Raw genomic sequence first — 21,594 nt, forward strand, 5'->3', positions numbered from 1 at the left:
GGCTGTCGATGGCCGAAAGGGTTTTCTCGCCATCGGGCACGGCGATCTTGATCACGGTGAAACCGTGTTCCTTGCCGGCTTTTTCGGCGAAGGCCCATTCGGTCTGGAACCAGGGTTCTTCGGCCTGCTTGACCAGGAAGCCGATTTTGACTTCTTCAGCGGCCAGCAGCAGGCCGCTCAGGCTCATGGCCGACACCGCGACAGCGGCGCAGCACAGAGAACGCAAACCACGACGACGATTCATAGGGTGACTCCTTGTTGTTGTTTTTGAATGTTCGTTTTTAAGGTTTATCCGGCAAAGCGGTGACAGGGTTTGCCTGCCACGTCGACCTCCATGGCCAGCACCGCCCCATCCAGAGGATGACCCAAGGGGCTGGCGGCACTGGTGATGTACAGCGTGGTGAGGTCCGGCCCGCCGAACACGCAACTGGTGGGGCGGCTGACGGGCAGCTCGACGATACGGTCGACCTCCCCGGCAGGCGTCAGGCGCAGCAGGCAACTGCCGTCCCAACGGGCGTTCCAGATATAGCCCTCGGCGTCCATGGCCGAGCCGTCCGGCCCGCCGCGCGCGTGCGGGCCGAACCACCGCTGCGCCGGTTCAAGCTGACCGTCCGCCTGAATCCCGTGCAGATACAGCGTGGCGTCCATGCTGTCGCCAAAATGCACCTGGCGACCGTCATCGCTCCACAGCAAGGTGTTGGGAATACCCAGCCCGCTCAGCAGCGGCGTGACCGTTGCATCGGCATCGATGCGAAACAGCCCGCCGGAACGCCGGGTGATGGGCAGGTCTTCACCCTGCTCACCGATGTTGTTCTGCATGGTGCCCAGCCACAGCCGGCCCTGAGCGTCGCAGCGCGCTTCATTGCCACGGTTGCCCGCCTGGGGGTCGGCCACGCACAGCAGGGTCAGCGCTTCGGTGACCAGGTTCAGGCGATACACGCCACTGCTCAAGGTCACCAGCGCATCGCCGCTTTCGCACGGGATAAACGCCGAGACGTGTTCGGGCAATTGCCACACCTGCAGTTGCCCGCCCATCAGGCGCAGCGCCTGTTTGCCGGCGATATTCACCCAGTACAGCGCCTGGGTGGGCACGTCCCAGAACGGTCCCTCGCCCAATTGCGCACGGTGCGGGGTAACGGCGATAAACGACATGACGCCTCCTGATCCGGGTTGTTTACAGCGCCTCGCGCGACGGCGTGCCGTCCACCAGCCGCTGGATACGCAGCGGGTTGGCATTCTTCAGCGCGTCGGGCAGCAGGCTGTCAGGGTAGTTCTGGAAACACACCGGGCGCAGGAAGCGGTCAATGGCCAGGGTGCCGACCGAGGTGCCACGGGCATCGGACGTCGCCGGATACGGGCCGCCGTGCACCATCGAATCGCACACCTCCACGCCGGTCGGGTAGCCGTTGAGCAGGATGCGCCCGACTTTCTGTTCCAGCAGGGGCGTGAGCTCGGCGAACTGTTGCAGGTCGGCCGGCTCGCCGATCACCGTCGCGGTGAGTTGACCGTGCAGGCCGTGCAGGGCGGCGCTGAGTTGTGCCTGGTCGGCCACTTCGACGAACACTGTGGTGGGACCGAACACTTCTTCCTGCAGGACTTCATCGCCGTCGATCAGCAACTGCGCATCGGCCTTGAACAACTGCGGTTGGGCTTGATTGCCGGCCTGCGCAGTGCCTGCCAGATGCTGGATACCCGGGTGTGCCAGGAGTTTTTCCAGGCCCTTGCCGTAGCTGCCAAGGGTCCCGGCATTGAGCATGGTTTGCGCCGGTTGTTCACCGATCAACTGCGCCACCTGCTGAGTGAATGCAGTAAAGGCCGGCGACGCAATACCGATCACCAGGCCCGGGTTGGTGCAGAACTGGCCGCACCCCTGCACCACCGAGGCGGTCAGGTCGCGGGCGACGGTTTCGGCGCGGGCTGCGAGGGCCTGGGGCAGCACGATCACCGGGTTGATGCTCGACATCTCGGCAAACACCGGGATCGGTTGCGGGCGCGCCGCCGCCATGTCGCACAGTGCACGGCCACCCTTGAGCGAGCCGGTAAAGCCCACGGCCTGGATTGCCGGGTGCTTGACCAGGGCTTCGCCGACGCCGCCGCCGAAGATCATGTTGAACACACCGGCCGGCATCTCGGTGGCCTCGGCCGCACGGATGATCGCGTTGGCCACCTGCTCGGCCGTGGCCATGTGGCCGCTGTGGGCCTTGAACACCACCGGGCAACCGGCAGCCAGCGCCGCGGCAGTGTCGCCGCCGGCGGTGGAGAATGCCAGTGGGAAGTTGCTTGCCCCAAACACCGCGACCGGGCCGAGGCCGATGCGGTATTGGCGCAGGTCCGGGCGCGGCATGGGCTGGCGGTCCGGCAGTGCCTTGTCGATACGCGCACCGTAGAAATCACCTCGGCGCAACACGGTGGCGAACAGGCGCATCTGGCCGCTGGTACGCCCGCGCTCGCCCTTGATACGCGCGGCCGGCAGTGCGGTTTCGCGGCATACCAGTTCAATGAAGTTATCGCTCAACCCGTCCAGCTCATCGGCGATGGCATCGAGAAACTGCGCACGGCGCGCGGCGCTCAAGGCACGGTAAGCCGGGTAAGCCTGGGCGGCGGCCAGGGCGGCGGCGTCGACCTCTTCGGGGGTGGCCTGGTAGAAATCCTGGGGCAAGGCCTCGCCGGTGGTCGCGTCGACGCTGTGCAGCTTGACGCTGCCGTTGGCGCTGCGCTGGCCGCCGATGTAGTTGTGGCCGAGAAACTGGTTCATGGTGAGGTCTCCTTTAAAGGGTGATGACGTTGCCGGGTTCGAATGCCGCGGCACTGCTGCCGACACGGTTGACCAGCGGCGCGCCGAATTCGGCCTGGCTGATCTCGAACACATCGCCGGCCTGGGTACGTATACCGTCGGCGAATGACAGCGTGGCGGTGCCGAAGAAATGAATGTGCACGTCGCCGGGCTTGAGGAACTGACGGTACTTGAAGTGGTGGTATTCGAGATTTTCCAGGCTGTGGCACATATTGGCCTCACCGCTGAGGAATTCGTTCCGCCAGATTTCTTCGCCGTTGCGCAGGATGCGGCTGGTGCCGGCCAGGTGCTGGGGCAGCTCGCCCACGCGCAGCTCCGGGCCGTAGCTGCAACTGCGCAGTTTGGAATGGGCCAGGTAGAGGTAGTTTTTGCGCTCCATAATGTGATCGGAGAACTCGTTGCCCACCGCAAACCCCAGGCGATACGGCTTGCTGTCGGGGCCGATGACGTAAAGGCCGCCGATCTCCGGTTCTTCACCGGCGTCTTCGGCGAACGGCGGCACCGGGAAGGCCTCGCCCGGGCGCACCACGGTGCTGCCGTCGCCCTTGTAGAACCACTCTGGCTGCACGCCCGCCTGGCCGGCTGCGGGTTTGCCGCCCTCCACGCCCCATTTGAAGATGCGCATGGTGTCGGTCATCGCGCCTTCATCGCCCGCCTGCTGGTGCATCTTGTCGCGCGCCGAGGCACTGCCCAGGTGGGTCAGGCCGGTGCCACTGATCAGCATATGCGCCGGGTCCGGGTGGTCCAGCGGCGGCAGGATCTTCAGGTCGGCGAGCAGCGCCGGGTAATCATGACGGTCGCCCAGGCCCAGGCGCTCGACCTGCTGCGCCAGGCCCACGCCGGCATCGATGGCCGCCAGGGCCAGGTCGCGCACGCTGTGGGCGCCCTGCACTTCACGCAACGTGTCGCCATCGACAACACCGACGCGACGCTCACCGTTGGGCAATTCGAACTGGACTAAACGCATATCTGTTCTCCTGAGTTAAGTACGTGTGGCGCCACGGGCGCTGGCGGCAAACTGGTCGGCAGGCAGCACATGCCGGCGTTCGAGCAGACGATAGACCACCAGGGTCAGCACCAGCCCGAACAGCATCACCGCAGACAAAAAATACAGGCCCGACGCCAGATTACCGGTGTATTCCTTCAGTGCGCCGATCACGAACGGGCCGATATAGCCACCGAGGTTGCCCACCGAGTTGATCAGCGCAATGCCCGCCGCCGCACTGGCGCCGGCAAAGAAACGCCCCGGCAAGGTCCAGAAGACTGCCGTGCAGGAAAACATCGCGAACGCCGCCAGGCACAGCGCGGCCATCTGCAGCACCGGCGCATTCAGCCACGCGCTGAAGAACAGGCCGATGGCACCCAGCACATAAAGCACGGCGAGGTGGCCGTAGCGATCATTCAAACGGTCGGAACTGCGCGGTATGAGTAACAGGCCGATGATGCCGAACAGGTAGGGCACGGCGGAGATGAAGCCGGTGGTGAGGTCGCTGCCGCCGAACTGCTTGATCAGGGTCGGCAGCCACAGGCCCAGGCCGTAGATGCTCAGGGTCACCGGCAGATAGAACAGCGCCAGCAGCAACACGCGCGTGTCCTTGAGGGCGTGCAGCGGGTTGCCGTGCCGGGTCTGGCCGTAGGCTTGCAGGTCTTTGTGCAACTCGCCGCTGAGCCAGGCTTTTTCGTCCTCGCTCATCCACTTGACCTGGTGCGGGCCATCCGGCAGGTAGCGCAGCACCGGCCAGGTGAGCAGGATCGCCGGGGTGCCGATCACGATGAACAGCCATTGCCAACCGTGCAGGCCGAGAATGCCGTCCATGCCGAGCAGGCCGCCGGATACGGGGCCGGTGATCATCATCGCAATGGGCTGGGACAGGATGAACAGCCCGAGGATCTTGCCGCGATGGCGCACCGGGAACCACTGGGTAATGTAATAAAGCACACCAGGAAAAAACCCCGCCTCCGCCGCGCCGAGCAGAAAGCGCATCACATAGAAGCTGTGCGGACCTTGCACGAAGGCCATGCCGATGGTGATGACGCCCCAGGTGATCATGATGCGCGCGAACCAGCGCCGCGCGCCGAAGCGGTCGAGCATCAGGTTGCTGGGAATCTCGAACAGGAAGTAGCCAATGAAGAACAGCCCGGCGCCCAGGCCATAGGCCGCATCGCCAATGCCCACGTCGGCGCCCATGTGCAGCTTGGCAAAGCCCACGGCGGAACGGTCCACGTAGGCAATCAGGTACAGCAGGATCAGGAAGGGAATCAGTTTCAGCGTGATGCGCCGAACAAGCCGCAGTTCCTGGCTCATGGGGGTCGATCTCCGATTGTTGTTCTTATAGAAGCTCGGGGACGCCTCTGACGAAAAACCGCCAGGGTCATACCTCAGTTGAAGCTGACTATATAGTAGGACTATTTACAAAACAACACTTCCAAAGCTGCGAATTTGCGCTTATGTTTAGCCGCAGATAGAACATATAGTCATACAATAAGAGAATCGATCATGTCTGATAAAAAGCCCGGCCTACGCTCCGCCCAGTGGTTTGGTACCGCCGACAAGAACGGCTTCATGTACCGCAGCTGGATGAAGAATCAGGGCATTGCCGACCATCAGTTCCATGGCAAGCCGATCATCGGTATCTGCAATACCTGGTCGGAGCTGACCCCGTGCAACGCGCACTTCCGCCAGATTGCCGAGCATGTCAAACGCGGCGTGATCGAAGCCGGTGGCTTCCCGGTGGAGTTTCCGGTGTTCTCCAATGGCGAATCCAACCTGCGCCCCACCGCCATGCTCACGCGCAACCTGGCGAGCATGGACGTGGAGGAAGCCATTCGCGGCAACCCGATTGACGGCGTGGTGCTGCTGACCGGTTGCGACAAGACCACCCCGGCGCTGTTGATGGGCGCCGCCAGTTGTGACGTGCCAGCCATCGTGGTCACCGGCGGGCCGATGCTCAACGGCAAGCACAAGGGCCAGGACATCGGCTCGGGCACCGTGGTGTGGCAGCTCAGTGAACAGGTCAAGGCCGGTACCATTACCCTCGATGATTTCCTCGCGGCCGAAGCCGGCATGTCGCGCTCGGCGGGCACCTGCAACACCATGGGCACCGCCTCGACCATGGCCTGCATGGCCGAGGCGCTGGGCACTTCGCTGCCGCACAACGCGGCGATTCCGGCGGTGGATGCGCGACGTTATGTGCTGGCGCACATGTCCGGCATGCGCGCGGTGGAGATGGTGCGCGAAGACTTGCGGCTGTCGAAGATCCTCACCAAAGAGGCGTTTGAAAACGCGATCCGCGTGAACGCGGCCATCGGCGGTTCGACCAACGCGGTGATTCACTTGAAGGCCATTGCCGGGCGCATCGGTGTGGAGCTCGACCTGGACGACTGGACGCGCATCGGCCGGGGCATGCCGACGATTGTCGACCTGCAGCCGTCAGGCCGTTTCCTGATGGAAGAGTTCTACTACGCCGGCGGCCTGCCGGCAGTGCTGCGCCGTCTGGGTGAAGCCAATCTGATCCCGCACCCGAACGCTCTCACCGTCAACGGCAAGTCCCTGGGCGAAAACACCAAGGACTCGCCGATCTACGGCCAGGACGAAGTGATCCGTACCCTCGACAACCCGATCCGCGCCGACGGCGGCATTTGCGTGCTGCGCGGCAACCTGGCGCCGCTGGGTGCGGTGCTCAAGCCCTCGGCGGCGAGTGCCGAGTTGATGCAGCATCGCGGCCGCGCGGTGGTGTTCGAGAACTTCGACATGTACAAGGCGCGCATCAACGACCCGGAACTGGACGTGGATGCCAACTCGATCCTGGTGATGAAGAACTGCGGGCCCAAGGGTTATCCGGGCATGGCCGAAGTGGGCAACATGGGCTTGCCGGCCAAGTTGCTGGCCCAGGGCGTGACGGACATGGTGCGTATTTCCGATGCGCGCATGAGCGGCACCGCGTACGGCACCGTGGTGTTGCACGTGGCGCCTGAAGCTGCAGCGGGCGGGCCGCTGGCCACGGTGCAGGAAGGTGACTGGATCGAACTGGACTGCGCCAATGGTCGCCTGCACCTGGACATCTCCGACGCCGAGCTGGCGGCGCGCATGGCCGACCTCAAGCCTGCGCAGAACCTGATCGTCGGCGGCTATCGCCAGCTGTACATCGACCATGTGCTGCAGGCGGACCAGGGCTGCGACTTCGACTTTCTGGTGGGTTGCCGTGGCGCGGAAGTCCCCCGGCATTCCCATTAATCGGGATGCTATGATGCGCCGAATCTAAGCCAGAGCCTGCCTGTCGTTATGGATCACCAGCCGCCCAAGCCGCGCAAAAGCATGCATGCCCAGATCGTTCAGGACTTGGGCATGCACATCGTTTCCGGTCGCTTCAAGCCCGAAGAGCGGCTGCCCATGGAAGCCACGCTGTGCGAGGAATACAAGGTCAGCCGTTCGGTGTTGCGCGAGGCTACGCGGGTGCTGAGCGCCAAGGGTCTGGTGTATTCCAAACCAAGAGTGGGCGCGGTGGTGAGGCCACGGCTGAAGTGGCATCTGCTCGACCCGGACGTGTTGTCCTGGTTGATGCAGTCCACGCCCCACAGTGAGTTTTTCAACACACTGGCCGGCGTGCGACGCATCCTTGAACCGGAGATCGCCGCCATGGCCGCGACCACCGCCACCGACGAAGACATCGCCGGCATCGAGCAGGCCTACCAGGGCATGGAGACCGCGAAAACCCACGACGAACTGTTGCAGGCCGACCTGGATTTTCACCGCGCCATCGCCGACGCCACGCGCAACGATCTGCTCGCCTACATGTGCAACATGCTGTCGTTGCCATTGCGCGAATCGATCAACATCACCAACCGTCGCCCGGATATCCAGGGCCTGAGCCTGCCCCGGCACAAGGCGATCCTCACCGCGATCCAGAACCGGGACGCCCTCGGCGCGCGGCACGCCTCGCTGGTGCAATTGGATGACACCCGTGTGGCGCTGGATACGGTGATGAACGTGTTGACGCCGCTCTAAAGCGGCTTCCCCGAATCTTGTTGTGGCGAGCGGGCTTGCCACAGAAAGCCTACTTGCCACAGCAAGCCCGTTCGTCATAGGGATAGCTCAGGGTCAGAGGGTGTAGGAGATCCCCACCTGCACGGTGCGTGGTTCACCCGGATACGCATAGAAGTTCAGGAACGAGCCCTCTTCGTACTCACGGTTGAACAGGTTCTTCACGTCCAGATTCAGCCTGACCTTTTCATTGACCTTGTAGTAACCGAGCAGGTCGACCACGGTGTAGGACCCCATGGTGAACGTCGAGTTGCTGGTCTGCCCGGCGCGTTCGGCGACGTACTTGCCACCTGCGCCGAGCCCCAGCCCCTTGAGCGTGCCGTCCTGGAACTCATACACGTTGAGCAGGCTGAAGCTGTTGCGCGGGATGTTGGCCAGACGCGTGCCGGTGCTTACCGTGGTGTCCTTGGTAACGGCGGCATCCACGTAGGCATAGCCGCCAATCACCCGCCACTCCGGCGTCAGGTTGCCGGCCACGTTCAGGTCAAACCCGCGGCTGCGCACCTGGCCGGTCGCAACGTTGAACGCCGAGTTGACCGGGTCGGTGCCCTGCACGTTTTTCTTCTCGATCTGGTAGATCGCCGCGTCGACGCTCAACTGTTCCAGCGCCTCCCACTTGAGCCCCATCTCATAGGACTTGCCCTGCTCCGGATCGAACCCGCCACCCAGGCGGCTGGCCCCGGTGTTGGGTTTGAACGAACGCGCGGCATCGGCGTAAAGCGCTACGGTGTCGGTCAGGTCGTACATGATGCCGACCCGTGGGGTGACGGCATTGTCGGCCGCGTCCCAGGGTTTCACGCCCGGCACATAGGACGTGTACTGATGCTCGAAGCGCTCGAAGCGCGCGCCGGCCAGCACGCGCAGGCGTTCGGTCAACGCCACCTGGTCCTGGACGAACGCGGCGTAGGTCTTGAGGTTTTCCTTGTCGTGGGTGGGGGTGCGGGTCAGCGCCGGACGCGGCTGGCCATAGACCGGGTTGAAGATGTCGATGGGGAACGTGCCCATCGCCACGCTGGAACGCTGGATGATCGACTGGTAGTCGTAGTCTTCGTACTCGACACCGGTCAGCAGCGTGTGCTCGAAACCGCCGGTGGAGAAGTGCCCGGTCAGGTTGAGCTGGTAGTCCTGGTCGGTCCATTCCAGCTTGCGGTAGTTGAAGTTGCGCTGCAGGGTGCGGCCGTCGGCGCCCAGGCTCTTGGCATCGTTCGCCTCGACGCCGTCGCCCTTCATGGTGCCGTCCAGCCACTGGACACCGCCGCCGAGGGTCCAGTTGTCGTTGAGCATGTGCTCGAAACGCAGCTGGGCCATGTTGTTGTCGTTGTGCAGGTCACCGGCGTATTTTTCGCCCCAGAAGGTGTCGCGCGACGGCGTGCTGCGCTGGTTGGCGAAGCGCGTCAGGCCGCGATCCAGCGGGTGATTGTTGCGGATGAAGTCGCCTTCGAAGATCACCTTGGTGGCGTCGTTGGCCTGCCAGGTCAGCACCGGCGCCACACCGTAGCGTTCGGTGGATACGTGGTCGCGGAAAGTGTCGCCGCCCTCGCCCACTACGTTCAGGCGATAGGCCAGGCGACCTTCTTCATCCAGCGGGCCGGACGCATCGAGGGTGCCGCGCTTCATGCCCTGGTCATCAAGCTGGCTGCCCAGGGTGACGGTGCGCTCGGCCAGGGGTTGCTTGGAGACCACGTTGAAGGTACCGCCGGGATCGCCGCGGCCGTAGAGCATGGTCGCCGGCCCGCGCAGCACTTCCAGGCGTTCGATGGTGTTGGCGTCCGGCATGGCCGGGTAGCCACGGTTGATCGGGAAACCGTTGCGGTAGAACTCGGCGGTGCTAAAGCCGCGCACGGTGAAGCTGGTGAGGCCCTGGCCGCCAAAGTTGTTCGCCCGCCCCACACCGCCGGCATAGTCGAGGGCTTCCTGCAGGCGCGTGGCGCCGATGTCGTCGACCACATCCCTGGGCACCACGCTGATGGACTGCGGGGTTTCATGAATCGAGGTGTCGGTACGCGTCGCACTGGCCGAGCGGGTGGCGCGGTAGCCCCTGACCGGCCCCTGCGCGGTTTCGTAGTCGGCCGCGCCCGTCACGTTGGTGGCTTGCAGCTCGATACTGGACTTGTCGGCGGGAGCCTCCTCTGCCCAGCTGAATGGGGAAAACGCCTGAAGCACACAGAGGGAAATCAGGGTACGACGCATGGATAACGAACCTAGTAAAAGAGCCAGATGGGGCGGCATCCCTGCCAATTTCGAGGCGCATGGTATATCAATGCATTCTCGTTTGACATGCATTCTCATTTGTTGTTTTTCGAGTGTCCACTTTGTATCAACGGTTCTACCAAAGAAAATCCGCGCAAAAAAAAGCCACTCGATCGAGTGGCTCATGCAGCGGTACAGCGTGTCTCAGCGATAGCGTTCCAGCCAATGCGCGTAAGGCGCGGGCAAGGTCCACGAGGCGTTTTCCACACCCAGTTCCTTGGCGGCAAAGTACGCCCAGTGCGGGTCGGCCAGGTGCGCGCGGCCGACCGAGACGAGGTCCAGCTGACCATTTTGCAAGGCAGCTTCAGCCAGGTCCGGCGTACCGAAGCCCCAGGCCGAAGTCACCGGAATGCCGGCTTCGCGGCGTACGCGCTCGGCTACCGGCCCAAGGAAAGCCGGGCCCCACGGGATGTGGGTGTCAGGAATGGTGAAACCCACGCTGACGCTGAGCAAATCCAGGCCACCGGCCTTGAAGCGGCGGGCCAGCTCGATGGATTCGGTGAGGGTCTGCTCGTCGCGGCCGTCGTATTCGATCACGCCGAAACGCGCGGTCAGCGGCAGGTTTTCCGGCCAGACTTCACGCACGGCGGCCAGGGTTTCCAGAAGGAAACGGCTGCGATTGTCGAAGCTGCCGCCGTAGGCGTCGGTGCGCTGGTTGGAATGCTCGGAGAAGAAACTCTGGCCCAGGTAGCCGTGGGCGAAGTGCAACTCGATCCACTCAAAGCCGGCGTCACGGGCGCGGCGCGCGGCGTCGACAAAGTCCTGCCTGACCCGGGCAATATCGTCCAGGGTCATGGCGCGCGGCACGTTGGGCAGGTTGGCCCCGAAGGCAATCGCCGAGGGCGCGATGGTTTCCCAGCTGCGTGCATCGGAGGGCGGCATATGGTCATCGCCTTCCCATGGACGGTTGGCGCTGGCTTTGCGGCCGGCGTGAGCGATCTGGATGCCCGGCACGGCACCGGCGGCCTTGATCGCCTTGACCATCGGCACGAAGGCCTGGGCGTGGGCATCGCTCCAGATACCGGCGCAGCCCGGCGTGATGCGACCTTCCGGCGAGACTGCCGTGGCTTCGACCACCAGCAATCCGGCGCCGCCACGGGCCATGCTGGCCAGGTGCACGTGGTGCCAATCGTTAACCATGCCGTCATCGGCGCTGTATTGGCACATTGGAGGGATCGCAATGCGATTGCGCAGTGTCACATCCTTGAGCGTGAACGGTTCGAACAGTGCAGTCATCGGGAAACTCCAGACGTGAAGTGGGTAATTCGATAGTTCGATGGTAATCGAACTATGGTATTCAGCGCTACCCCCCTGTTATGATCCGCCGCCATGCGAGCCTTCAAACACCCTGCCGTGCAAGACCTCACACTCGAGCGCCTGTTGTATGCCCTGAGTGATCCCGTGCGCCTGGACATCGTGCGCTGCCTGGCCGGCGTGCCGGAAGCCTCGTGCGGCGAACTGGACGGCGGGCGACCCAAGTCGAGCATGTCCCATCATTTTCGCGTGCTGCGTGACGCCGGGCTGGTACACACCCGCAGCGTCGGCACCACTCACATGAACTCGTTGCGCCGCGATGAGCTGGAAACGCGCTTTCCCGGGCTGCTGGCGAGCATTCTGGCCCAGGGCTGAGTCAGGCCTGGGTAATGACGCGATTGTCCGCGTCGCTGCATTGCGCCTGCACCCGCGCGCCGTCCAGGTAGACACAGTCCTTGCCGTTACGCTTGGCCATGTACAGGTTGCGGTCGGCGCTCTTGAGCACCGTCGACATGTCCGCCCCCGCCGCGAAGCCAGTCATGCCCGCGCTGCAGGTGTAATGATGGGGCGGTGCAACGCTGCCGCGAATGTTGTGCAGCAGGCGCAACGCAAACGCGCTGGCCACTGAAGGGTCATCCCCCACCAGCAACACGCCGAATTCCTCACCGCCGATGCGGCCGAAACTATGGCTGCCGGGGGTGGCCTTGAGGCAATCGGCCATGGCGCACAAAATCCGGTCGCCGACATCGTGGCCGAACTGGTCGTTCTTGAGCTTGAAACTGTCAATGTCCAGCATCAGGAAATAGCCGCTCTCCCCTGCGGCTATCAACCTGGCGAAACTTTCCATGAGCGCGCGCCGGTTGAGAATGGAGGTGAGGTAGTCCGTCTGCGCCAGCACGCGAAACTCGCTTTCCACCAGCAGCACGGAACGCAGGTTCTTCAGGTAGGAAAAGCTCAGGATGAAACCAATCGACACTGACGCCGCGCAAAAAATGAGCAGATAAACCTGCGCGCCCTCGTAAAACGATTCGGAAAGGATCGGCCACATCACCGCCCACACCAGCGCCGCGCAGACCAAAAAGTCCTGTACCGAGATAAACAGCAGCGCACTGCTGACCACCAGGGTCACCGCCAGCGGCAAGGCAAATACGCGCAGCTCCAGGTTGGCGCCGATCACATGAAAGAAGCCGACGCACAACAACACCATGTACACCACGCCGAGCACACGCCAGACGACGAAATTGTTGACCGCGCGGTGGCATCCGCACACCACCAGCAGCCCCAGCGTGACCAGCCCTTCCGCCACGCCGGACGCCTTCAACGGCCCGGCCAGCAATACGCCCAGCCAAGCAATGATGCCGATCACTTCGGCCTGAGTCACCGCCGGCGACAGCAGACGCTGCATGCGCGGCCTGAGTTTCACGTTATTCGGCATCCCTTCACTCCCTGTGCGCTGGCGCTCTACGTGCGTTCGACATGACTTAGTTTAAGACTGTGCAAGCAGGTGGCAAATGAATACGCCATAAACCGTCGAACCCGATATATAAAAGGCGGCAGTACTTCCAGTTGGGTTTTCGAATGAACCTTGAAATACCCGCGGTCAGCGCCTTCCTGAACCAGGCGAATAACATGGGTCTTGGAGACCGACAGTTGCTCGGCGATAGACAAATACGAAGACACGCGAAAACTTGCGCCCGAACTATCCAGTGCACAGGCATCGTTATAAATCGCCAGCATCAACATATGCCCGCCATCGCGTTTGAGCAGCCAGTAACAGTCGGGCAGCAACAGATCAATCGACAGATCATTGTCGAGCAGGGTCGCATAGCCTTTGAAATAACGGGACAGGTAAGCGTGATCATCCAGGTGTTCCATTCCCGCGAAAACAGCCTGCCCGGCACACATCACCTGCGTCGGCTCCACCACCGACCGGAGCAGCGACCTGACCTCCTGACAGGCCTGGGACGAAGGGCCGAATACGCGCAGACGGCTGTCATCCGGATGCCCCGCCACCTTCATGAACCCCAATGCGCGAAACAGCAGGAATATCGACTCCAGACTGTTTCGGGAACAGAAGCCGCGCGCCACGCAAAACTCTTTAACCTCGGACAGTAACGGCACCGGTTTGGAAAAATAAGTACTGAATAACGTAAACGACACCATCAAACGGTTGAACTTCAAAGCCGTCTTATAAAAAAATGCTCTTTTTGAATAGGTCTCCAGCAACATCTTGTAATGAATACGCACACAAGCGTCAAACTCCCCATGCTGCTCAAACGCTTGCACCGACGCTTCCATCGCCAACTTCAACGAACTGCCACACATGAGAAAAAGCCCTGATCAAACAACCTTGAATGCACTGATCTCAATTGCAGTACCGATAATGGCGTTTTGCCTTGAGCGCAATCTATAGTGATTAAACAAGCGGACCGCGTCGTTACCAAAATTGTTCCGCAACAGCGAAGTGGCTTAACCGTTTCAGTCCCCGCGCCGAACCTTCCCGGCAAGCTGGCGTCCGAGCTAGAGCATAGTCGCTCACCGCCCCGCTGCGAGGTCCTCATTTGAAAGCCGCCATCCTCAAAAAATACCGCCTGATCATCAAGACCATGGGCTACGTCGGCTGGTCCCTGTTCTGGCTGTTGTTGTGGGATATCGCCGTGACGGTGGACTTCATGCTGTTCCTCAACGCCAAGGTCAACCTGCCGCTGATGCCGCTTACCCTGCTGGGCTCGGCGCTGATCGTGCTGATCAGCTTTCGCAACAGCAGCGCCTATAACCGCTGGTGGGAAGCCCGCACGCTGTGGGGGGCGATGGTCAACAATTCGCGCAGTTTCGCGCGCCAGGTATTGACCCTGCTGGACGACCCCGGCAGCGACGTCAACCCGATCAAGTCCACCTTGCTGCGCCGGCATGTGGCCTACGTCAACTGCCTGGCCGCTCACCTGAGGGGCGAGCCGTGCCCGGACGAGGTCCGGGCGTTTATTCCCGCCGAGGAATTCGCGCGCAATGGCGCCACCAACAACTTTGCCAATGACATTCTCACCGGCTCTGCGGCAATCCTGTCGCGCGAATACAAGGCCGGGCACCTGGACAGCATTCGCCTGGCGCGGATCGAATCGACCCTGGTCGACCTTTCCAACGCTCAGGGTGGCATGGAGCGCATCGCCAATACGCCACTGCCTTACCCCTACGTGTACTTTCCACGGCTGTTCATCTCGCTGTTCTGCCTGATCGTACCGGTGGGCCTGGTGGAATCCCTGGGCTGGTTCACGCCGCTGGCCTCCACCGTGGTGGGCTTCATGCTGCTGGCCATCGAGCGCATCGGCACCGACCTGCAGAGCCCGTTCCGCTCCAGCGAACACCAGATCCAGATGGAAGCCATCTGCGAAACCATCGAGAAAAACCTGCAATCGATGCGCCGTGACACCCTGGCCGACACCACCATCGGCTGATAACCCCTCCCCTCAAGTGAATGCGCCCTCGGTCGATAAACCGGGGGTACGCATGGCAATCTCCCCTCAAAACAACCCGTGCGGCATTAGCGTTTCTCCTTGCCAAAACTATAAATATCCGCGGGTGAAGTCATGAATATCAAGCAGAAGCTGACCTGGGCGTTCGCGGCTATCGCGTGCGTGCCGGTGATCCTCGTCGCGGTGTTGGTCGTGCTCAATGTGCGCGAGGGGGCCAAGGCCAATTTCCTCGACAGCAGCGGCCGCGAGATCCGTCAGATCGACAATGGCATGAAGCAGTTTTTCGACGGCATCAGTCAGAACGTCGACTACCTGGCCAAGGACCCACGCATGGTCGCGGCCAGGGATCTCAAGAGCTACGTGGGCGCCGACGCGGCGAAAATCCCGCTGACCCCGACCAATCAGGAACTGCTGGCGATTTTCGACCAGTTCGCCAAAAGCCATGCCAGCACCGCCTACCTGTCCCTGGGCTTGAGCGACGGCGGCTACGCCAGTTGGCCGGATGACCCCAAGATCAGCAACTACGACCCGCGCCTGCGCCCCTGGTACCAGGCCGCCGTCGCCGCGCCGGGCACCACCGTGCGCACGGGCGCCTATTACTGGGCGCCAGACGATGTGACGCTGATCGGCACCGTGCACACCGTCGCCGATGCCGCCGGCAAAGTGCTCGGCGTGGTCGGCCTGGACGTGTCGCTCAAGCAGCTCACCGAACTGGTGCGTAACATCAAGCTGGGTGACAGCGGCTACCTGATGCTGGTGGAGGCCAATGGCAACGTGTTGGTCGACCCCAGCGATGCCAAGCACAATTTCAAGCCCCTGGCCGAGCTGGGCCCCAACTATGCGCAGCTGTCCAGGCGCGGCGACGGCGTGACCCAGCTCGACATCGACGGCGTGCCCTACATGGCCAACGTGGTCAGTTCCAAAGACCTGGGCTGGCGCTTTATCGGCCTGATCAAACGTGACGAAGTGATGGCCGACGCCACCCGTCTCACTTGGTTGATTGCCGCCATTGCTGCCGCCCTCGCGATAGTCTTCGCCATTGTCGGCGCCAGTTTCGCCCGGGTGATCGTGCGTCCGATTCGCGGCGTGGCCGACGGCCTGCAGGAAATCGCCGAGGGTGAAGGCGACCTCACGCGCCAGCTCAAGGTGCAGGGCAAGGACGAAACCGCCAGCCTCGCCGGCTGGTTCAACCAGTTCCTGGGCATGATCGCGCAGTTGGTGCAGCGCATCGGCAATGCATCCGCCGACCTGCAAACCGCCGCCGCCGACACCAGCGATGTGGCCAACAACCTGAACCAGGCCGCCGGTCGCCAGCGTGAAGCGGTGGAATTGGTGAGCACGGCGTTCAACGAAATGGTGGCCACCGCCAACGAAGTGGCACGTTCCTGCAGCGCGGCCGCGTCGAGCGCCGACCAAGGCTACCGCGACGTGCACACCGGCGAGCAGCATATCGGCGAAGCCACCGGCAGCGTGCTCAAGCTCAGCGAAGACCTGCAGAAGTCGACCCAGACCATGCAACTGCTGGAGCAGGACAGCCAGAACATCAACACCATCCTCGACACCATCCGCTCGATTGCCGAGCAGACCAACCTGCTGGCGCTCAACGCCGCCATCGAAGCCGCGCGCGCCGGAGACCAGGGCCGTGGCTTTGCGGTGGTCGCCGATGAAGTCCGCGCACTGGCGCGCCGCACGGCCGACTCCACCGGCGAAATCGACAGCCTGCTCGGCAACCTCGCCCGCCGCACCCAGGAAGTGACCCAGCAGATGCAGGGCAGCCTGCAGGTGTCACACACCAGCGTGGAGCGCATCCAGCAGGCCCGCGACAGCTTCGACAAGATTCGTGGCTCGGTGGACTCAATCCGCGACCAGAACACCCAGATCGCCACCGCCGCCGAGGAACAGCACCAGGTGGCCGAGGAGATCAACCGGCATATCGCGCAGATTCATGCCGATGCGCAGTTGGTCGAAGGCTTTGCGCATTCGGCGCAAACCGGTTCGGGGCGCTTGACGGATATTTCCGCGCAGCTCAAGGGACTGGTGGGCCGCTTCAAGGTCTAGTCGACCAGGGCGGCGGCACGCGTTTAACGCCGCCCTTTCTCAGCCCTTCTGTGCAGCAGCCCGCTGCACACCTGGTAAGTCCCGAGCAACACCCCCGCCACCAGCAAGGTCCATTGCACGTTCAGGGCGGCAGCGAGCAAGCCGGCCAGCAGGCCGCCAATCGCTTCAAAGCCGAAACGCATGGCGATATAAAACGCAATGACCCTGCCCCGCAGCGCTTCCGGCGCGGCGCCTTGCAGGGTCATATTACTGCTGACATTGCTCACCGTGATGCCGAACCCCAGCCCGGCGAGTGCCATCAGGGTGAACCCCAGCGGCGGGTTGGCCGCCATCGCGCACAGCGACACCGCACACACCACCGTGCCCAGCACAATGATGCGGCTCAGTCGCGAGGCACCGCCGGCAAAGGCCAGGAAAATCGTCGCCACAAAAGCACCGGCACCGGCCGCGCCCCAGAGCCAGCCCAGGGTCTGGGCATCGCCGCTGAACGCGTGCCTGGCCAGAATCGGCAGCAGCACCGAGTAGCAGGACGCCAGCAGGTTGACCATCACCACGCTGATCAGCAGTCGCCGGATCGCCAGGGTGCACCACAGGTAACGCAAACCTTCACGGAAGATCTCCCCGGTGGAGCCCTGGGCCCTGATCTGCGCGCGACTCTGCACCTTGCCCAGGCCGATCAGCAACATGCCGAAGGCGATGGACGTCAGCAGAAAACAACCCGCCTCGCCGCTCCAGTTGATCAGCATTCCGGCCAGCGGCGGGCCGATAAAACGCGCGGCATTGATGAGCATCGCATTGAGCACGAGGGCATTGGGCAGGTCGTCCGGATCATCGACGAAGCTGGCGATCAAGGCTTGTCGCAATGGCGTTTCCAGGGCGTTGAGCAAGCCCAGCAGCAGCGCCATCGCAATGATCACCTCGCGCCCCATCCAGTGCTGCCAGGTGAGCAGCGCCAGGGCCACCGATTGCACGGCGAGCACCGCCTGCACCGCCATCAGCAGCCGGCGTTTGTCGTGGCGGTCGGACCAGGCACCCGCCAGCGGCCCGACCAGCAACTGGGGCAACAGCGTCAGAAACGCAATGGTCCCCAGCAGCACGGCCGAGCCCGTCAGATGATAGGCGAGCCAGGCAAGCGCGACCTGTTGCACCCACTTGCCCAGGGTGGAAAGGCCCTGGCCGACAAAGTAGATCTGGAAATTGCGATGGCGCAGCGCGCGTATCGGCGCGGGCCAGCGGGACGGGGAAGCAGGATTCAACTAAACGCGCAGCCCTTTTGTATGAGCGATTTCATGACCCAGGTGCGGTCGTTTTCGCCCAGTGCGATCTGTTCAAGCTGCTTCTGTTCAGCGGCATGCTTGGCGTGGGCGCGATCATACACCTCGCCGACCTGATCGAAAGGCACGCAGAGCAAACCGTCTTCGTCGCCGATCATCAGGTCGCCCGGTTCGATCACCATGCCACCCAGGGCAATCGGCACATTCACTTCGCCCGGTCCATCCTTGTACGGGCCGCGATGGGTGATACCGGCGGCGAACACCGGGAAATCGCCGGCACCAATGCTTGCCGCATCGCGAATGGCGCCATTGATCACAATGCCAGCCACGCCGCGCTTGATTGCGTACGCCACCATCATTTCGCCGATCAACGCGTTGCTCAGGTCGCCGCCGGCGTCCACCACGATCACATCGCCCGGCTGCGCGATATCCAGCGCGTGATGCAGCATCAGGTTGTCCCCCGGACGTGCCTTGACCGTCAGCGCCGGCCCCACCAGCACGCCCTTGTTGTGCATCGGCTGCAGGCTGGCGCCGCCGGCGGTCATGCGGTTCATCGAATCGCTGACGTTCGCCACGGGCACCGTGCGGTAGCGCTCCACCCACTCGACGGCAACTTTGCGTGGTTGCTGGAGCACTCTGAATCCGATGGACATGGGGTCTTCCTCGTGTTTGTGATTTTTATTGATGAAAACTGAGATAAACGAAACGACATTTCGAAATTATCACCAAGGATCCTAGGTAGCAATACTCGATTCAAGGCCACCCGCACCTTGCCAATTTTATAATCATGAATATTCACGAGAAATATCTTCGTCCTTAAAGACTTAGCGGCACGTCAGCGGGTAACAACGCAACACCGAGCAAATTTATTTATTGCAACGACGTTTCATTATGATAGCTTTCAAGCCAACGTTGAGCGCCGCCACGAGCGCCAACTGCACTCAGATAACAAAACCAAGGTGCGCAACATGACCCGAACCCTTCTGCTGACCGGCCCGCAACTGACCGTCGAGGCCATGGCTCACGCCGCCGCCCACGGGGTGCGCGTCATCCCCACCACGCCCTACCTGCCGGCCGATGAACTGACCGCCATCATTGCCCGCGAACAGCCGGACGCCATCATCGTGCGTCAGGGCAACCTGACCCGCGAGATGATCAACGCCTCTCGCGCACTGAAGATCATCGCCAAGCACGGTGTGGGCTACGACACCATCGACATCGCCGCCGCCGCCGAGCGCAATATCCCCGTGACCATTGCCCTGGGCGCCAACGCCCAATCGGTGGCCGAACACGCGCTGGCGCTGATGTTCAGCGTCGCGCGCCAGACCGCCCTGCTCGATGCCCGCCTGCGCGACGGGCACTGGGACAAGGCAACCTCCGTAGGCATCGAGCTCTCCGGCAAGACCCTGGGCCTGGTGGGACTGGGCGCCATCGGGCGCATTCTGATGGCGCTGGTGACCCCGCTGCGCATGACCGTCAAAGTGTATGACCCCTACCTTGCACACCTGCCCGACCTGCCCAACGTCGAGCGCGCCGAAGACTTCGACGCCCTGCTCGCCGACTGCGATGTCATCAGCCTGCATTGCCCGCTCAACGAGCAGAACCGCAACCTGTTTGGCGCAGCGCAGTTCGCGCAGATGCGCCCCGGCAGTCTGTTGATCAATACCGCGCGCGGCGAGCTGATCGATACCGGCGCGCTGGTCCACGCCTTGAGCACCGGCCAGATTGCCGGCGCCGGTCTCGACACCTTCAACCCCGAACCGCCACCGGCCGATTCCGCCTTGTGGGGCCTGCCGACGCTGGTCGCCACGCCCCATGTGGGCGCCAATACCCACGAAGCCCGCGACCGTGTGGGCATGCTGGCGCTGCAACAGATTCTCGACGTCTGGAATGGCGACCCGCTTGAGCCGCGTGCGGTGGTCAACCGCCACCTGTTCGCCGATTGATTTGCACGCACACCGCCCGTACTTCACTTGATGAAGAGCGGGCTCATACGCTTCTCCGACAAAAACAAAATGGGAGAGAGTCATGCCTGTCAGCTCTACTGAAATCAGCGCCCTCGAGCGCTCGACCATGCGCAAGGTGGCGTGGCGGCTGTTGCCGTTCCTGATCCTCTGCTACCTGCTCGCGATCATCGATCGGGGCAATATCGGCATGGCGTCCCTGCAGATGAACCAGGACCTGGGCCTTACCCCGGCGATCTTCGGTTTCGCCAGCAGCCTGTTCTTCGTCTCGTACTTTCTGGTGGAGGTGCCCAGCAACCTGGCGTTGCAACGCTTTGGCGCACGGGTGTGGATCGCCCGGATCATGGTCACCTGGGGGCTGATTTCCGCGGGTACCGCGTTCGTGCAGGGCGCCAATTCCCTGTACGTCATGCGCTTTCTGCTGGGTGCCGCCGAAGCGGGTTTCTTCCCCGGCGTGTTGCTGTACCTCACCTACTGGCTGCCGGCGGCCTACCGCGGGCGCATGGTTGCAATCTTCATGGTGGCCATTCCCGGCGCCAACTTCATTGGTTCGCCGCTTTCCGGCCTGCTGCTGAGCCTGGATGGCTGGTTCGGCATGCGCGGCTGGCACTGGCTGTTCATCATTGAGGGCATCCCTGCGGTGCTGCTCGGGATAGCCTGCCTGTTCGTGCTGACCGACCGCCCCGAGCAGGCCAAATGGTTGAGCCACGAACAGCGCCGCTGGCTGACCGGGCGCCTCGACGAAGAGCGCAGCCGCAAGACGGCAATCGGGCATATCTCGCTGTGGAAACTGCTGCGTCACAAACACATCTGGGTGCTGGCGCTGATCTACTCGGGCGCATCGGCCGCCGGCAGCACCATGAGCGTGTGGGCCCCGCAACTGCTCAGGACCTTTGGTCTGGACAACCTGCAGATCGGCCTGGTCAATGCCATTCCCTATGGGCTGGCGTCGATCCTGATGATTGTGTGGGGGCGCAGTTCCGACAAGACCGGTGAGCGCCGCTGGCACACCGCGACCACCTTGCTGCTGATCACCGCCGGGCTGTTGCTGGCACTGGTCACCTCGTCGCTGGTGGCCACGGTGGTGATGTTGTCGATGGTGCTGATCGGCGCCTACTCGATGAAGGGGCCGTTCTGGGCGCTGGTGTCCACCTGGCTGTCGTCCTCCACCGCCGCTGCCGGCCTGGCCGCCGTGGGCGCGATGGCCAACCTGATCGGCGGCGGCATCATGGTCAACGTGTACGGCACCCTCCATCACGCCACGGGCAGTTACGCCCTGGCGCTGCTGCCACTGGCGGCGCTGTGTGCTGCTGGTGCGGTGATGGTGTTGCTGATGGGGCGCAAGCAGATGCAGGCGCTCGAACTCGGCAAACAGGCGAACGCCCATTAGCCGCAGTTAAAACGCTGCAAGGTCAAGCACCTGAGCATTGCCCCTCGCGGGCAATGCCAGTATTTTGCAGCGTACCCGCCCATCCTCAAGGAGCACCCC

16 protein-coding genes and 3 pseudogenes are annotated in these 21,594 nt (G+C 62.8%); 8 read left to right on the forward strand and 11 right to left on the reverse strand.

The window, feature by feature from the left end; all coding sequences use genetic code 11:
• The 5 genes and pseudogenes from TU79_RS07260 to TU79_RS07280 all read right to left on the reverse strand — a co-directional run.
• Positions 1–244, reverse strand: a pseudogene (locus TU79_RS07260) (arabinose ABC transporter substrate-binding protein); the annotation flags it as partial.
• A gap of 44 nt (positions 245–288) precedes the next feature.
• Entirely contained in the window at positions 289–1,152 is an 864-nt protein-coding gene (locus TU79_RS07265) for an SMP-30/gluconolactonase/LRE family protein (protein ID WP_057007367.1), read from the reverse strand.
• A gap of 22 nt (positions 1,153–1,174) precedes the next feature.
• Positions 1,175–2,755: an aldehyde dehydrogenase (NADP(+)) gene (locus TU79_RS07270; protein ID WP_057007368.1), complete on the reverse strand. Its 1,581-nt coding sequence runs from the start codon at positions 2,753–2,755 to the stop codon at positions 1,175–1,177.
• 13 nt (positions 2,756–2,768) lie between these two features.
• Positions 2,769–3,761 carry an AraD1 family protein gene (gene araD1 / locus TU79_RS07275; RefSeq protein WP_057007369.1) on the reverse strand — a complete coding sequence of 331 codons (993 nt, stop codon included), beginning with the start codon at positions 3,759–3,761 and terminating at the stop codon, positions 2,769–2,771.
• Between the two features lie 15 nt (positions 3,762–3,776).
• Positions 3,777–5,099, reverse strand: coding sequence for an MFS transporter (locus TU79_RS07280; protein ID WP_057007370.1), 1,323 nt, complete (start codon positions 5,097–5,099; stop codon positions 3,777–3,779).
• 192 nt (positions 5,100–5,291) lie between these two features.
• Here TU79_RS07280 and TU79_RS07285 point away from each other — a divergent pair, with 192 nt between their 5' ends.
• Together TU79_RS07285 and TU79_RS07290 are read left to right on the forward strand one after the other, a co-directional pair.
• On the forward strand, positions 5,292–7,028 hold the full coding sequence (locus TU79_RS07285) for an IlvD/Edd family dehydratase (RefSeq protein ID WP_057007371.1): 1,737 nt from the start codon (positions 5,292–5,294) through the stop codon (positions 7,026–7,028).
• Positions 7,029–7,076: 48 nt separating this feature from the next.
• Entirely contained in the window at positions 7,077–7,799 is a 723-nt protein-coding gene (locus TU79_RS07290; RefSeq protein ID WP_003232002.1) for a FadR/GntR family transcriptional regulator, read from the forward strand.
• Between the two features lie 93 nt (positions 7,800–7,892).
• Here TU79_RS07290 and TU79_RS07295 read toward each other — a convergent pair whose 3' ends face one another.
• Together TU79_RS07295 and TU79_RS07300 are read right to left on the reverse strand one after the other, a co-directional pair.
• Positions 7,893–10,025, reverse strand: a complete 2,133-nt coding sequence (locus TU79_RS07295) for a TonB-dependent siderophore receptor (RefSeq protein WP_057007372.1) — start codon at positions 10,023–10,025, stop codon at positions 7,893–7,895.
• A 204-nt stretch (positions 10,026–10,229) separates the two neighbouring features.
• The gene (locus tag TU79_RS07300) at positions 10,230–11,321 is read right to left on the reverse strand and encodes an NADH:flavin oxidoreductase/NADH oxidase (RefSeq protein WP_057007373.1); all 1,092 of its coding nucleotides are present in this window, start codon (positions 11,319–11,321) and stop codon (positions 10,230–10,232) included.
• 93 nt (positions 11,322–11,414) lie between these two features.
• Here TU79_RS07300 and TU79_RS07305 point away from each other — a divergent pair, with 93 nt between their 5' ends.
• Positions 11,415–11,714: an ArsR/SmtB family transcription factor gene (locus tag TU79_RS07305; RefSeq protein WP_015372315.1), complete on the forward strand. Its 300-nt coding sequence runs from the start codon at positions 11,415–11,417 to the stop codon at positions 11,712–11,714.
• Between the two features lies 1 nt (position 11,715).
• Here the strand turns inward: TU79_RS07305 and TU79_RS07310 are convergent, their stop codons facing one another.
• Together TU79_RS07310 and TU79_RS07315 are read right to left on the reverse strand one after the other, a co-directional pair.
• Positions 11,716–12,774 carry a GGDEF domain-containing protein gene (locus tag TU79_RS07310; protein ID WP_057007374.1) on the reverse strand — a complete coding sequence of 353 codons (1,059 nt, stop codon included), beginning with the start codon at positions 12,772–12,774 and terminating at the stop codon, positions 11,716–11,718.
• A gap of 26 nt (positions 12,775–12,800) precedes the next feature.
• Positions 12,801–13,637 (reverse strand): hypothetical protein, encoded by an 837-nt coding sequence (locus tag TU79_RS07315; RefSeq protein ID WP_057007375.1) that lies wholly within the window; start codon positions 13,635–13,637, stop codon positions 12,801–12,803.
• 263 nt (positions 13,638–13,900) lie between these two features.
• Here TU79_RS07315 and TU79_RS07320 point away from each other — a divergent pair, with 263 nt between their 5' ends.
• The 3 genes and pseudogenes from TU79_RS07320 to TU79_RS26850 form a co-directional block, all read left to right on the forward strand.
• On the forward strand, positions 13,901–14,791 hold the full coding sequence (locus TU79_RS07320; RefSeq protein ID WP_057007376.1) for a bestrophin family protein: 891 nt from the start codon (positions 13,901–13,903) through the stop codon (positions 14,789–14,791).
• Positions 14,792–14,923: 132 nt separating this feature from the next.
• Positions 14,924–16,006: pseudogene (locus TU79_RS26845) on the forward strand (cache domain-containing protein); the annotation flags it as partial.
• Positions 16,007–16,351: 345 nt separating this feature from the next.
• Positions 16,352–16,867: pseudogene (locus TU79_RS26850) on the forward strand (methyl-accepting chemotaxis protein); the annotation flags it as partial.
• Between the two features lie 23 nt (positions 16,868–16,890).
• Here the strand turns inward: TU79_RS26850 and TU79_RS07330 are convergent.
• Positions 16,891–18,123 carry an MFS transporter gene (locus tag TU79_RS07330; RefSeq protein ID WP_057007378.1) on the reverse strand — a complete coding sequence of 411 codons (1,233 nt, stop codon included), beginning with the start codon at positions 18,121–18,123 and terminating at the stop codon, positions 16,891–16,893.
• Complete coding sequence (locus TU79_RS07335) at positions 18,120–18,794, reverse strand: RraA family protein (protein WP_057007379.1); 675 nt, start codon at positions 18,792–18,794, stop codon at positions 18,120–18,122. Before TU79_RS07335 ends, TU79_RS07330 begins: the two co-directional genes overlap by 4 nt.
• Positions 18,795–19,109: 315 nt before the next feature.
• On the opposite strand from TU79_RS07335, the gene TU79_RS07340 reads away from it, so the two are divergent.
• Together TU79_RS07340 and TU79_RS07345 are read left to right on the forward strand one after the other, a co-directional pair.
• Positions 19,110–20,087, forward strand: a complete 978-nt coding sequence (locus TU79_RS07340; protein WP_057007380.1) for a hydroxyacid dehydrogenase — start codon at positions 19,110–19,112, stop codon at positions 20,085–20,087.
• A gap of 82 nt (positions 20,088–20,169) precedes the next feature.
• The gene (locus tag TU79_RS07345; RefSeq protein ID WP_057007381.1) at positions 20,170–21,495 is read left to right on the forward strand and encodes an MFS transporter; all 1,326 of its coding nucleotides are present in this window, start codon (positions 20,170–20,172) and stop codon (positions 21,493–21,495) included.
• Positions 21,496–21,594: the final 99 nt, after the last annotated feature.

The organism is Pseudomonas trivialis (assembly GCF_001439805.1).
GTDB lineage: Bacteria > Pseudomonadota > Gammaproteobacteria > Pseudomonadales > Pseudomonadaceae > Aquipseudomonas > Aquipseudomonas trivialis.

Excerpts from the sequence above, each read along its gene's own strand:
- TU79_RS07265 (WP_057007367.1), bottom strand. The coding sequence starts at position 1,152 with ATGTCGTTTATCGCCGTTACCCCGCACCGTGCGCAATTGGGCGAGGGA.
- TU79_RS07270 (WP_057007368.1), bottom strand. The coding sequence starts at position 2,755 with ATGAACCAGTTTCTCGGCCACAACTACATCGGCGGCCAGCGCAGCGCC.
- araD1 (WP_057007369.1), bottom strand. The coding sequence starts at position 3,761 with ATGCGTTTAGTCCAGTTCGAATTGCCCAACGGTGAGCGTCGCGTCGGT.
- TU79_RS07280 (WP_057007370.1), bottom strand. The coding sequence starts at position 5,099 with ATGAGCCAGGAACTGCGGCTTGTTCGGCGCATCACGCTGAAACTGATT.
- TU79_RS07285 (WP_057007371.1), top strand. The coding sequence starts at position 5,292 with ATGTCTGATAAAAAGCCCGGCCTACGCTCCGCCCAGTGGTTTGGTACC.
- TU79_RS07290 (WP_003232002.1), top strand. The coding sequence starts at position 7,077 with ATGGATCACCAGCCGCCCAAGCCGCGCAAAAGCATGCATGCCCAGATC.
- TU79_RS07295 (WP_057007372.1), bottom strand. The coding sequence starts at position 10,025 with ATGCGTCGTACCCTGATTTCCCTCTGTGTGCTTCAGGCGTTTTCCCCA.
- TU79_RS07300 (WP_057007373.1), bottom strand. The coding sequence starts at position 11,321 with ATGACTGCACTGTTCGAACCGTTCACGCTCAAGGATGTGACACTGCGC.
- TU79_RS07305 (WP_015372315.1), top strand. The coding sequence starts at position 11,415 with ATGCGAGCCTTCAAACACCCTGCCGTGCAAGACCTCACACTCGAGCGC.
- TU79_RS07310 (WP_057007374.1), bottom strand. The coding sequence starts at position 12,774 with ATGCCGAATAACGTGAAACTCAGGCCGCGCATGCAGCGTCTGCTGTCG.
- TU79_RS07315 (WP_057007375.1), bottom strand. The coding sequence starts at position 13,637 with ATGGAAGCGTCGGTGCAAGCGTTTGAGCAGCATGGGGAGTTTGACGCT.
- TU79_RS07335 (WP_057007379.1), bottom strand. The coding sequence starts at position 18,794 with ATGTCCATCGGATTCAGAGTGCTCCAGCAACCACGCAAAGTTGCCGTC.
- TU79_RS07340 (WP_057007380.1), top strand. The coding sequence starts at position 19,110 with ATGACCCGAACCCTTCTGCTGACCGGCCCGCAACTGACCGTCGAGGCC.
- TU79_RS07345 (WP_057007381.1), top strand. The coding sequence starts at position 20,170 with ATGCCTGTCAGCTCTACTGAAATCAGCGCCCTCGAGCGCTCGACCATG.